The organism is Curtobacterium sp. P97 (assembly GCF_023712445.1).
Lineage (GTDB): Bacteria > Actinomycetota > Actinomycetes > Actinomycetales > Microbacteriaceae > Curtobacterium.
This window is the reverse complement of record NZ_JAMAYF010000012.1, coordinates 85,956-97,479: the sequence shown is the minus strand read 5'-3', so window position 1 is coordinate 97,479 and position 11,524 is coordinate 85,956. Positions and strand designations below refer to the sequence as shown.

Below are 11,524 nucleotides of genomic sequence, written 5' to 3'. Positions count from 1 at the left end.
ACCGCAGGAGCCCCTCTCCACGGGGCTCATCCGCCCGCTGGACGGGTGTTCTTCATCCCCGAGGACGATTTCGTCGCGTCAACCGTAGGTGTCGCGAGGACCACGCCCCTGGACGGTCCTGGGACCGCGTTTCCAGGTGGGGACGTCCGGGCCGGAAACCCGGATCGACTGCACGCCCGCTCCCGGGTGCCGCTCGGCGATCGTCGTCGTCACGGTCGCGCGCATCAGACGGAGCTGCGTCGCCCACGCCGTCGAGTCGCAGCGGATGACGAGCGTGCCGTCGTCGATCGTCATCGGGCGCGAGTGCTTCGCGAGTTCGTCGCCCACCACGGCGGGCCAGTCGACGAAGAGCTCCGAGCGCGCCAACGGCTCCGACCACCCGAGTTCCTGGGCCAGCGCGCCGACCACGTCGCCGAGCTCGCGGGGTTCGCGACCCTTGCCGTACGGGACCGTGTCGGCGTCGAGCTCGCGGGACCGGCGACGTCGGGCGTCGACGGTGCGGAGGGACGGGTCGCCGAACACGGCGCGCAGGTGCCGGTACACCCGCGAGGGCTCGGAGGGCTTCCACGGCTTGGGCATCAGGCGCGAGCCTCGTCCGTCACGATCGTGCCCGCCTCGATCCGGACGGTGTGGGCGGCGAGCTGGTCGGGCACGTCCCCGAACACCGCGGCGGTGATGAGCACCTGCTCGTAGTCGGCGACCGCCCCCGCCAACCGTTCACGCCGTGACTCGTCGAGCTCGGCGAACACGTCGTCGAGGATGATGATCGGGTCGCCGAGCGTCGACTCCGCCCGGAGCACCGCGGCTCCGGCGAGCTTGATCGCGAGGGCGAACGACCACGACTCGCCGTGGCTGGCGTACCCGCGCGCAGGTAACCCGTTCAGCTGGAAGAGCACGTCGTCGCGGTGCGGCCCGACGAGGGTCAGTCCGCGGTCGAGTTCGTCCCGCCGCCGACGCTCGAGCGCACCACGGAAGGCCTCGGCCGCAGCGGCGACGGACACCGGTTCGTCCGGCGTCCCGAGCACCGGGTCGGTCGCGGCAGCGTCCTCGGGGTCACCGCCGCGCACGCTGAGCACACCCGAGATGGTCGCCTCGTGCCGTTCGCCCGCGACCGTGGCGTAGGCCTCCGTGACGAACGGCGCGAGCCGACGGGTGAGGTGGTCGCGGGCCGCGATGATCTCGGAACCGAACGCGACGAGCCGGTCGTCCCAGACGTCCAGCGTCGCGAGGGAGCCGGACCGCGCACCGGTCGCCCGTGCCGACTTCAGCAGGGTGTTCCGCTGCTTGAGCGTCCGGTCGTAGTCGGCGAGCACGCCCTGCATCCGGGGTGCGATCTGGCCGAGCAGCTCGTCGAGCATGCGCCGACGGCCCGAGGGCTCACCGCGGACGAGGGCCAGGTCCTCGGGGGCGAAGAGCACGCTGGTGCAGTACCGCGGCAGTTCGCGGGGCTTGATCGCGGCCCGGTTGACCTGCGCGCGGTTCGACCCGGTGCGGTTGATCTGCACCTCGGCCAGGATGCTGCGGTCCTCGTGCGCCAGTCGAGCGCGCACGATCGCGGCGTCGCAGCCCTGACGGACGAGGGCGGCGTCGGTCGGGACCCGGTGCGACCCGAGGGTCGACAGGTAGCCGATCGCCTCGACCAGGTTGGTCTTGCCCTGTCCGTTCCGCCCGACGAACAGGTTCGGCCCGCGTGCGAGGTCGACGTCCGCCTCCCGGTAGTTCCGGAAGTCGGTGAGTTGCAGGTGGTCGACGTGCACGCGGGCCGGGACGAGCTCAGGTGGTGACCTGAACTACGCCTTCTTCACGGCGTGACCGCCGAACTGGTTGCGCAGGGCCGCGACGGCCTTCATCGTCGGGGACGCACTGCCCTGACGCGAGACGAAGCGCGCGAAGATCGACGCGGAGATGGTCGGCATCGGCACGGCGTGCTCGATGGCCTCCTCCACCGTCCAACGGCCCTCGCCGGAGTCGTCGACGTAGCCCTCGATGGCGTCGAGCTTCGGGTCCTCGTTCAGCGCGAGGACCATCAGGTCGAGCAGCCAGGAGCGCACGACGGTGCCGCGCTGCCACCCGGCGAAGACCGCGGGGACGTCCTTGATGATGTCCTTGGCCTCGAGGAGCTCGTAGCCCTCGCCGTACGCCTGCATGATCGCGTACTCGATGCCGTTGTGGACCATCTTGGCGTAGTGACCGGCGCCGACGGGGCCGGCGTGCGAGAAGCCCTCCTCGCGGGGGCCCTCGGGGCGGAGCGCGTCGAAGACCGGCATGGCGAACTCGACGTCCTCGGGGGCGCCACCGACCATCAGGCCGTAGCCGTTGTCCTTGCCCCAGACACCACCGGAGACACCGGCGTCCATGTACCGGATGCCCTTGGCGTCGAGCTGCTCGGCGTGGATCGTGTCGTCCAGCCACTTCGAGTTGCCACCGTCGATGACGAGGTCGCCCTCACCCAGGACGCCGGCGAGGTCCGTGATCACGTCGTCGGTGATCTTGCCGTGCGGGACCATGACCCACACGAGCTTCTTGCCCTCGGGCAGTGCGGCTGCCAGGGCGCCGAGGTCCGCGACGTCGGAGACGGCGGGGTTCGCGTCGTACCCGGTGACCTCGATGCCTGCGTTGCGGAGACGGGCACGCATGTTGTTGCCCATGCGACCGAGGCCGACAAGACCGATGTGCATGATTTCCTCTTCTGTTCGTCGTCGCGCTGGTGGCCAGAGGCGCGTCAGCGCAGTGGTACGGCTGTTGCGCTATCGCAGCAGGAGATTGGGCTGCAGCAGGTACCGGTATCCGTCCGTCGCCGCGGCCTCTTGCGAGGTCTGCCCGGTGATGAGCACCGGACCCGGCTTGTTGGGGTTCTCCGTCTTGGTGAAGGAGATGCGGACGAACTCGGAGTGCACCGCGTTCAACCCGTCCAGGAGGAAGGCGGGCTTCAGCGAGACCACCGTTTCCTCCCCGGTCAGCAACGCACTGATCGACTCTGACGCCTGCGCTTGTTCGGATCCGATCGCCTCGAGCGTGAGCCCGTCGACCGAGAAGGAGAACCGGAGCGCCGCTTCGCGCTCCAGGACGAGGGAGACCCGTCGGACGGCCTCGACGAGTTCAGCGGTGTTGATCACCGCGTGGTCGTTCACCGTCTCGGGGAAGAGCCGGCGGACCGGCGGGTAGTTGCCCTTGATGAGCAGCGAGGTCACGGTCTTGTCGTCGGCGTGGAACGCGATCAGCTCGCGGTCCGACGACCCGCTGATCGAGACCGACACCGTGGACGCCGACCCGAACGTGCGGCCGACCTCCTGCAGGGTGCGGGCGGGGACGAGCGCGTGCAGCGGGTCGGATCCGACACGACCGGAGTCCCACGCGATCGTGCGGACCGCGACGCGGTAGCGGTCGGTCGCGATGAGCGACAGGTCGTTGTCGCCGACCTCGAGCTGCACACCCGTGATGACCGGGGTGACGTCGTCGCGGCTCGCGGCGACGGCCACCTGGGACACGGCCTCGGAGAAGGCGTCGCCGGGGACGACCCCGGTCTGCTCACCGATCTCCGGCAGCGTCGGGTACTCCTCGACCGGCATGGACAGCAGCGTGAAGTGCGCCGATCCGCAGGTGACGGAGATCTTCGTGTCCTCGGTGGTGAAGGTCACCGGGGCGTTCGGGAGTCGGCTCGAGATGTCGTTGAGCAGACGGCCGGAGACGAGCACGGTGCCCGGTTCGTCGATCTGCGCCGTGATCGAGGTCTGCGCCGAGACCTCGTAGTCGAACGACGACAGCGTGAGCCGATCGCCCTCGGCGTGGATGAGGACTCCGGACAGGATCGGGAGGGTCGTGCGCTGTGGGAGGAGCTTCACCGCGAAGGAGACGGCTTCGGAGAAGACGTCCCGGTTGACCTCGAACTTCACAGCTGGGACCCCTGTCGATCGGTGCGGACTGTCCGGCCGCCCCATTGTGGCACAGCGGAGCAGGGCCCGGATTTCTTGTCATCCCGCCGTCCACAAGGTTGGCCCGCGGAACTTCATCGTTAACCAGGATCAATGGTGTTAACGCCTGTGCACAGTGTGGATAACTCTGTGCATCCCGCTTCTCCACAGGGAACTACACACGTGTGAGTTGTGAGTCCCGTGTTGGCAGCGTCTGGATGAACAAATCTCATCTATCCGCTTCCATCCCCAGTCTCCACAGGTGGGTACAGAACTGTGAACAACCGGACCGCGTGTCCTCCACAGTTATCCACAGGCTTTCCACACTGGGGGAAACTCGGCGCATGGAACCGTCTCAGATGGTGGATGCGCGCCGAGGCGGGCCGATCCCGGGCCGTGGGGCGGGCCTCCCGGTCGGACACCGGTGCGACGGATGTCGGGTCGAGGGGAGACGACGGACGGGAGGCACGGTGCCGTGTCGCACCGTGCCTCCCGTCCGTCAGCTGCTCTCGTCCGCGTCCTGCTCGCGTCCGCGTCCTGCTCGCGTCCGCGTCAGCGGTAGCGGCGGTCCTGCTTGATGCGGCTCGTCAGCTCGGTGACCTGGTTGTAGATCGACCGTCGTTCCTTCATCAGCTCGGTGATCTTCTTGTTCGCGTACATGACCGTGGTGTGGTCGCGGTTGCCGAACAGCTGCCCGATCTTCGGCAGCGACAGGCTCGTCATCTCACGGCACAGGTACATGGCGATCTGCCGCGCGGTCGCGATCGCCTGCGACCGGGACGAGCCGTACAGGTCGTCGACCGAGAGCTTGAAGTACTCCGCGGTGTGGTTGATGATGTCCGTCGGCGCGATCACGTTGTCGTCGTCGAGGGTGATCAGGTCCTTGAGGACCGTCTGCACCAGGGCCATGTCGACGGCCGTCCGGTTCAGGCTCGCGAACGCGGTGACGCGGATGAGCGTCCCCTCGAGCTCACGGATGTTGCTCGAGACCTTCGACGCCATGAACTCGAGGATGTCGTCGGGGACCTGCAGGTGGTCGGACTGCGCCTTCTTGCGCAGGATCGCGATGCGCGTCTCGAGGTCCGGCGCCTGCACGTCCGTGATGAGGCCCCACTCGAACCGCGAGCGCATCCGGTCCTCGAAGCCGGTCAGGTGCTTCGGCGCGACGTCCGACGTGATCACGACCTGCTTGTTGTGGTCGTGCAGCGTGTTGAACGTGTGGAAGAAGGCCTCCTGCGTGGAGTCCTTCCCCTGCAGGAACTGGATGTCGTCGATCAGCAGGATGTCGATGTCGCGGTAGCGCTGCTGGAACTGGTTCGACCGGTTGTTCGCGATCGAGTTGATGAAGTCGTTGGTGAACTCCTCGCTCGACACGTACCGGACACGGATGCCCGGGTAGAGGCTCTCGGCGTAGTGGCCGATCGCGTGGAGGAGGTGCGTCTTGCCGAGACCGGAGTCGCCGTAGATGAAGAGCGGGTTGTACGCCTTGGCCGGAGCTTCGGCGACCGCGACCGCGGCGGCGTGGGCGAAGCGGTTCGACGAGCCGATGACGAAGTTGTCGAAGTTGTACTTCGGGTTGAGTCGTGACTCGGGGCGACCACCGGTGCCCGGGGAGTCGATCTGGCTCGGGACGAACGGTGCCTCGATGTACTGGCGGGGTGCCGCGCTCTGCTCCACCGGCGCCTGCACCGGCTCCGCGTACTCGGGGACGTGGCTCGGGACGACCGCCTCGACCCGCGGTTCCGACGCCATGTCCGGGTTCACCGTGATGGCGAAGTTCGCGACCGAGTCGTCACCGACCCGCGACACGGCCTCGGTGATCGGGACGCGGATCCGCTGCTCGAGCATGCCCCGTGTCAGGTCGTTGGGGACCTCGAGGTAGAGGGTGCCGGCGAGCACGCCCTTCGGTTCGACCAGGTTGAGGAAGCCGTGCAGCTGCGGGGTGATGCGGTCGTCCTCGGAGAGGAGGCCCAGGACGGAGGACCAGAGGTCCTCGACGGGGTCGGCCGGCATCGTCATTCGCGCTGGTCTCCTGGTCTGGTGTCGGTGTGCTGGTGTCGTGGCGCCGGTCCCGTGCCGTGGTGCTCGGTGCTCGGTGCTCGGTGCCCGGAACGGCGGGACTCCGGCGCGCCGGGTCGGTGCCGCTCCGCGAGTGGTGTCCGGCGCGGCCGATCCACGGGCCGGACCGCCGTCACGCCGTGGCGGTGATCCACAGGGTTGTCCACAGTCCTGTCCACGGTGGCCCGGCTGCGGACGGTGAGGTGACTCCCCCGTCGCTCCGCGGAACGGGCCGATCGATCACACCACTGTAAAGGGTCCGACCGAGTCGTACCGAACGCACGTTTTCCCCAATGTGGATGATGATCGTGCGCTCACCTCGGACGAGGGCGGCCGTCGTCGCCGTTTGACCTCACCGCCGCTGTCACGTACCGTTAACCAGTTGACTGCGGCCACCTGGTCGCGCCCATCGTGTCGTTCGGCCTCGTCGAGCGGCTGTCCAGACATACGTGTCGGCTCGCGCTGAGCCCGTCCTCGAGCGCAGCCGTGTGGAGATCATCATGAGCAAGCGCACCTTCCAGCCGAACAACCGTCGTCGCGCCAAGAAGCACGGCTTCCGCGCCCGCATGCGCACCCGTGCCGGCCGCGCCATCCTGGCCGCGCGCCGCGGCAAGGGCCGCACCGAGCTCAGCGCCTGATCGGGCTGCGCCCCTCGGGGCAGCGCCTGATCCGGTCCCGAATCGGAACCCGGTAGCGATCGTGTTGGCTCGCGCCAACCGCATCGTCCGCGGTGAGGACTACCGGTCCGTCGTGCGTCGTGGTCGCAGGAGCGCCACGGCGCACGTCGTCGTATCCGTGGTCCGTCGACCCGTCGGGGCCGAGCCCGGTCCGGACGACCCGACCCGCTTCGGGTTCATCGTCGCGAAGACGGTCGGCAACGCCGTCACCCGCAACACGGTGCGACGTCGGTTCAAGGCGATCGCCCACGATCTGCTGACCGAGGTGCCGACCGGCCACGACGTGGTCATCAGGGCCTTGCCAGCCGCGGCGCAGGCCGGATGGCCTAGCCTGCTCGGAGACGTCTCGCGCTCCTTCGCGCGCGGGGTGGAGAAGGCAGCATGAACCGCATCCAGTGGACCCGGCTGGCGTTGAACCGACTGGCCTGGGTCGTCGCGTTGCTCCCGCGCAACGTGTGCGTCGTCGTGCTGCGCGCCTACCGCGCGGTCATCTCTCCCCTGTACGGGAACGTCTGCCGCTACCACCCGTCGTGCTCACGGTACGCGCTCGAGGCCATCCAGCAGTACGGCGTCGTGCGCGGGTCGGCGATGGGGGCCTGGCGGATCGCGCGGTGCAACCCGTGGGCCGCAGGCGGGATCGACGACGTGCGTGACCGCCGCCGTCCCTACCGCCTGACCCGGTTCGGGTTCGTGCTCCCCCCGTCCCAGCTGCACCCCCAGCCGTCCGGCGATGCCCGTCGTCCGGTCCTGCTCCCCCAGCGCACTCGAAAGGCGTGACCGTCCTCATGGACTTCATCGGAACGATCCTCTGGCCACTGAAGTGGGTGGTCTCGGCGATCCTCGTGGCCTTCCACTGGATCTTCGAGTCGATCGGCATGGACCCGTCGGCCGGCATCACCTGGGTGCTGTCGATCATCTTCCTCACCTTCGTGGTGCGGGCCGCGCTCATCCCGATCTTCGTCCGGCAGATCAAGTCGCAGCGACGCATGCTCGAGGTGGCGCCGCAGCTGAAGAAGATCCAGGACAAGTACAAGGGCAAGAAGGACCAGTTCTCGCGTGAGGCCATGAGCCGCGAGACCATGGCCCTCTACAAGGAGACCGGGACGAACCCGCTGAGCTCCTGCCTGCCGCTGCTCATCCAGATGCCGATCTTCTTCTCGCTGTACTCGGTGCTGCACGAGGCGCAGATCAACAAGACCGGCATCGGTCTGCTCACGAACACCCTGGCGCAGGACTTCGGCAACGCGGCCCTGTTCGGCGCTCCCCTGCACGAGACCTTCACGAACGCCTCCGGGTGGGAGGTCCGGGTCATCGCGGGCTTCATGATCGTCGTGATGACCGCATCGCAGTTCGTCACCCAGCTGCAGCTCGTGGCGAAGAACATGTCGCCGGAGACGAAGGCGTCGCCGATGTACCGCCAGCAGAAGATGATGCTGTACATCCTCCCGCTGGTGTTCGTGATCTCGGGTCTGAGCTTCCCCCTCGGCGTCATGTTCTACTGGCTGGCCTCCAACATCTGGACGATGGCGCAGCAGTACTTCGTCATCCGCAGCATGCCGACCCCGGGTTCCGAGGCCGCACTCGCCCGTGAGGCCCGCCTGGCCAAGAAGGCCCAGCGTCGCGGCACCCCGGTGCTCGCCGAGGCCGGCGCTGGCTCCACCGCGGTCGAGGTCGAGCCCGTCCGCGTGACCACGCAGCGTCAGCAGCCCGTCGGCAAGAACCGCTCCAAGAAGAACGGGAAGAAGTAAGTGACCGAGCAGGACACCGCACCCACCGTCGACGCCGCGGCGGAGACCGAGACCGACGAGGTCCGCGACGAAGCGGACATCGCGGCGGACTACATCGAGGAACTCCTCGACATCTGCGACCTCGACGGGGACATCGAGATCGAGGAGCGTGGCGGACGGGTGTACCTGTCCGTGAGCGACGAGGGCGGCGCGCTGCGGGTGCTCTCGAAGCCGGACACGGTGTCGGCCCTGCAGGAGCTGACCCGCATCGCCGTGCAGGCCGAGACCGGCGAGTTCAGCCGCCTCATCCTGGACGTCGGTGGCTCGCGTGACGCCCGAGCGACGGAGCTCCAGCGTCTGGTCGACACCGCTGTCGAGCGCATCGAGAGCGGTTCGACGTCGGCGGCGCTCCCCCCGATGTCGTCCTACGAGCGCAAGCTCGTGCACGACCTGGTTGCCGAGAAGGGCTTCCACTCGGAGTCCGAGGGCGAGGGACGAGACCGCCACACGGTCGTCAGGCGATGACCGACGAGGTCACGCCGGTCCTCGAGCGGGAGCCGGCTGCCGCTGCGCAGCTGTTCGGCGACCGGATCGAGGTCGCGCGGTCCTTCACGGCCGAGCTCGCTCGTCGCGGCGAGGAACTGGGCCTCATCGGACCCCTCGAACTCCCCCGCCTGTGGACGCGACACATCCTCAACTCTGTCTTGCTCGCGCCGCTCCTGGAGGCCGATGGTCGCGTCGCGGACGTCGGTTCCGGAGCAGGGCTGCCTGGCCTGGTGCTCGCGATCGCCCGTCCCGACGTCTCCTTCACGCTCATCGAACCGATGGAGCGTCGCTGCGACTGGCTGAACGCCGAATCCGAGCGACTCGGGCTGGGGAACGTCACCGTCCTCCGCGGGCGGGCCGAGGACGTCGCAGACTCGGTCGTCGTCGACCAGGTCACGGCTCGTGCGGTGAGTGCGCTGTCGAAGCTCATCCCGCTCACGGTCCCGCTGGTGCGGTCGGGCGGTCAGCTCATCCTGATGAAGGGTGCGCGGGTCGACGAAGAGATCGAGAAGGCTCGGAAGGTGATCCTCCGGAAGCGCCTGGCCGATGTCGAGGTGCTCGAGCTCGGAGACGGTGTGGTCGAGGAGACCACGCGAGTCTTCCGGGCTACAGTTGACTGACGCCGCGGCTGGGTCCGGCTGTGCTGGACCAGAAAGCCCGACGTTCCACGTGGAACACTGACCCGGGGAAGAGGTCTTCGTTGAGTTCATCGACCGACTACGACTCGTCGACGCCCCTGGCTCGCGAGATCGCTGACCTCAACCGGCGGCGGCGAGCGATCGCCACGCAGCAGTTCCCGCTCCCCGCGAAGACTCGCGTGTTCACCGTGTCGAACCAGAAGGGTGGCGTCGGGAAGACGACCACCACGGTGAACCTCGCGGCTGCCCTCGCGCACGGTGGTGCCCGTGTCCTGGTGATCGACCTCGATCCGCAGGGCAATGCTTCGACCGCGCTCGGGGTCGAGCACCAGGCCGAAGTGACCAGCGTCTACGACGTGATCGTGGACGAGGCGCCGATCGCCGATGCTGTTCAACGATCGCCAGAGTCCGAGACGCTCTGGTGTGTCCCGGCGACCATCCACCTGGCGGGCGCGGAGATCGAACTCGTCTCCCTCGTGGCGCGCGAGCAGCGGTTGCGCACGGCGCTCGACCAGTACCTGTCGTCGCTCGAGGAGCCGTACCACTACGTCTTCATCGACTGCCCGCCTTCGCTCGGCCTCCTGACGATCAACGCATTCGTCGCCGCGCAGGAGGTGCTGATCCCGATCCAGACCGAGTACTACGCGCTCGAGGGCCTCAGCCAACTCCTGCGGAACATCGAGCTGATCGAACGGCACCTCAACCCGAACCTCCGGGTGTCGACGATCCTGCTCACGATGTTCGACGGACGCACGAACCTGTCCAACCAGGTTGCAGCGGATGTCCGTGAGCACTTCGGCGAGCAGGTGCTGAAGGCCGTGATCCCCCGGTCGGTGCGCGTCAGCGAAGCACCGAGTTACGGACAGAGCGTCGTGTCGTACGACGTCAACTCGTCGGGCTCGCTCTCGTACCTCGAGGCAGCCGCCGAGATCGCAGCACGAGGAGCGCAGGACTGATGGCACCTAAGCGAACTGGACTCGGACGAGGCATCGGCGCCCTGATCCCGACGGCGTCGGACCAGCAGGACCGGCCCGTCGACGTGTTCTTCCCGACCGGCGGCTCCCCGGCCTCGGCGCCCTCCGCCGGTGCGACCGCTGAGGACCTCGTCGCCGTTCCCGGCGCACGTCTGGCGAACCTCAATCCGCTCGACGTCGTGCCGAACGCACAGCAGCCGCGCAAGGAGTTCCGCGAGGAGGAGCTCCAGGAGCTCGTCCACTCGATCCGCGAGATCGGTGTGCTCCAGCCCATCGTCGTCCGTCCGATCGCCGGCGCATCCGGAACCGAGGCGCAGTACGAGCTCATCATGGGCGAGCGTCGTCTGCGTGCCACGAAGGAGCTCGGGCTCGCGACCATTCCCGCGATCGTCAAGGACACCCCTGATGACGCCATGCTTCGGGATGCGCTGCTCGAGAACCTGCATCGTGCACAGCTCAATCCGCTGGAAGAGGCGTCGGCGTACCAGCAGCTGCTCGCGGACTTCGGGATCACGCAGGAGCAACTCGCGCAGCGTATCGGCCGGTCGCGTCCGCAGATCACGAACACGATCCGTCTGCTCCGGTTGCCCTCCCCCGTTCAGCGCCGCGTCGCTGCCGGGGTGCTGTCCGCGGGACACGCGCGTGCCATCCTCGCGGCGCCGGACGCCGAGGCGATGGAGTACCTCGCCGAGAAGATCGTCAACGAGGACCTGTCCGTGCGGGCCGCAGAGGCGATCGCGCAGCAGTTGTCGGCGAAGACGCCGGTGAAGCCGAAGGCGGAGCCGACAAAGCGCCAGGCGCACTTCAACGACCTCGCCGAGCGCATCGGTGATCGGTTGAACACGCGCGTGAAGATCGCGGTTGGTGCTCGCAAGAGCTCGGTGACGATCGACTTCGCGAACGGCGATGATCTCAACCGCATCCTCGGCGAGCTGGGCATCAGCGACATCGCTGGTTAGACGCGCTCGGAGGCCGTCGTCGGTGCAGGGACGG

13 protein-coding genes are annotated in these 11,524 nt (G+C 68.0%); 8 read left to right on the top strand and 5 right to left on the bottom strand.

Annotated elements, in window-relative coordinates:
• Positions 1-78: 78 nt before the first annotated feature.
• The 5 genes from M3677_RS13690 to dnaA all read right to left on the bottom strand — a co-directional run bounded on the left by M3677_RS13690 (position 79) and on the right by dnaA (position 5,924).
• Positions 79-579, bottom strand: a complete 501-nt coding sequence (locus M3677_RS13690; RefSeq protein WP_251160819.1) for a DUF721 domain-containing protein — start codon at positions 577-579, stop codon at positions 79-81.
• The gene (recF, locus tag M3677_RS13685) at positions 579-1,757 is read right to left on the bottom strand and encodes a DNA replication/repair protein RecF (RefSeq protein ID WP_066651126.1); all 1,179 of its coding nucleotides are present in this window, start codon (positions 1,755-1,757) and stop codon (positions 579-581) included. Before recF ends, M3677_RS13690 begins: the two co-directional genes overlap by 1 nt.
• 33 nt (positions 1,758-1,790) lie before the next feature.
• Positions 1,791-2,678 carry a phosphogluconate dehydrogenase (NAD(+)-dependent, decarboxylating) gene (gene gnd, locus M3677_RS13680; RefSeq protein ID WP_066651124.1) on the bottom strand — a complete coding sequence of 296 codons (888 nt, stop codon included), beginning with the start codon at positions 2,676-2,678 and terminating at the stop codon, positions 1,791-1,793.
• Positions 2,679-2,747: 69 nt separating this feature from the next.
• Entirely contained in the window at positions 2,748-3,893 is a 1,146-nt protein-coding gene (gene dnaN, locus M3677_RS13675; RefSeq protein WP_066651122.1) for a DNA polymerase III subunit beta, read from the bottom strand.
• Between the two features lie 570 nt (positions 3,894-4,463).
• Complete coding sequence (gene dnaA, locus M3677_RS13670; protein ID WP_235426681.1) at positions 4,464-5,924, bottom strand: chromosomal replication initiator protein DnaA; 1,461 nt, start codon at positions 5,922-5,924, stop codon at positions 4,464-4,466.
• A gap of 545 nt (positions 5,925-6,469) precedes the next feature.
• On the opposite strand from dnaA, the gene rpmH reads away from it, so the two are divergent.
• The 8 genes from rpmH to M3677_RS13630 all read left to right on the top strand — a co-directional run bounded on the left by rpmH (position 6,470) and on the right by M3677_RS13630 (position 11,490).
• Positions 6,470-6,607, top strand: coding sequence for a 50S ribosomal protein L34 (rpmH, locus tag M3677_RS13665; protein WP_043595303.1), 138 nt, complete (start codon positions 6,470-6,472; stop codon positions 6,605-6,607).
• Between the two features lie 61 nt (positions 6,608-6,668).
• A complete protein-coding gene (gene rnpA / locus M3677_RS13660; RefSeq protein WP_066657545.1) occupies positions 6,669-7,031 on the top strand; it encodes a ribonuclease P protein component in 363 nt (120 codons plus the stop codon).
• Positions 7,028-7,423, top strand: a complete 396-nt coding sequence (gene yidD / locus M3677_RS13655) for a membrane protein insertion efficiency factor YidD (RefSeq protein WP_081985178.1) — start codon at positions 7,028-7,030, stop codon at positions 7,421-7,423. The genes rnpA and yidD overlap by 4 nt, the downstream gene beginning before the upstream one ends.
• Before the next feature lie 8 nt (positions 7,424-7,431).
• On the top strand, positions 7,432-8,394 hold the full coding sequence (yidC, locus tag M3677_RS13650) for a membrane protein insertase YidC (RefSeq protein ID WP_066658860.1): 963 nt from the start codon (positions 7,432-7,434) through the stop codon (positions 8,392-8,394).
• The gene (locus M3677_RS13645) at positions 8,395-8,898 is read left to right on the top strand and encodes a R3H domain-containing nucleic acid-binding protein (RefSeq protein ID WP_251160818.1); all 504 of its coding nucleotides are present in this window, start codon (positions 8,395-8,397) and stop codon (positions 8,896-8,898) included.
• Positions 8,895-9,539, top strand: coding sequence for a 16S rRNA (guanine(527)-N(7))-methyltransferase RsmG (gene rsmG / locus M3677_RS13640; RefSeq protein WP_066657540.1), 645 nt, complete (start codon positions 8,895-8,897; stop codon positions 9,537-9,539). Before M3677_RS13645 ends, rsmG begins: the two co-directional genes overlap by 4 nt.
• Positions 9,540-9,619: 80 nt before the next feature.
• Positions 9,620-10,513, top strand: coding sequence for a ParA family protein (locus M3677_RS13635; protein WP_066657539.1), 894 nt, complete (start codon positions 9,620-9,622; stop codon positions 10,511-10,513).
• On the top strand, positions 10,513-11,490 hold the full coding sequence (locus tag M3677_RS13630) for a ParB/RepB/Spo0J family partition protein (RefSeq protein WP_066657537.1): 978 nt from the start codon (positions 10,513-10,515) through the stop codon (positions 11,488-11,490). The genes M3677_RS13635 and M3677_RS13630 overlap by 1 nt, the downstream gene beginning before the upstream one ends.
• The last annotated feature ends 34 nt before the right edge of the window (positions 11,491-11,524 follow it).

Bases quoted from the DNA above. Each gene is read 5' to 3' on its own strand.
- dnaA (WP_235426681.1), bottom strand. From the start codon at position 5,924: ATGCCGGCCGACCCCGTCGAGGACCTCTGGTCCTCCGTCCTGGGCCTC.
- yidC (WP_066658860.1), top strand. From the start codon at position 7,432: ATGGACTTCATCGGAACGATCCTCTGGCCACTGAAGTGGGTGGTCTCG.
- yidD (WP_081985178.1), top strand. From the start codon at position 7,028: ATGAACCGCATCCAGTGGACCCGGCTGGCGTTGAACCGACTGGCCTGG.
- M3677_RS13690 (WP_251160819.1), bottom strand. From the start codon at position 579: ATGCCCAAGCCGTGGAAGCCCTCCGAGCCCTCGCGGGTGTACCGGCAC.
- rpmH (WP_043595303.1), top strand. From the start codon at position 6,470: ATGAGCAAGCGCACCTTCCAGCCGAACAACCGTCGTCGCGCCAAGAAG.
- gnd (WP_066651124.1), bottom strand. From the start codon at position 2,678: ATGCACATCGGTCTTGTCGGCCTCGGTCGCATGGGCAACAACATGCGT.
- M3677_RS13630 (WP_066657537.1), top strand. From the start codon at position 10,513: ATGGCACCTAAGCGAACTGGACTCGGACGAGGCATCGGCGCCCTGATC.
- rsmG (WP_066657540.1), top strand. From the start codon at position 8,895: ATGACCGACGAGGTCACGCCGGTCCTCGAGCGGGAGCCGGCTGCCGCT.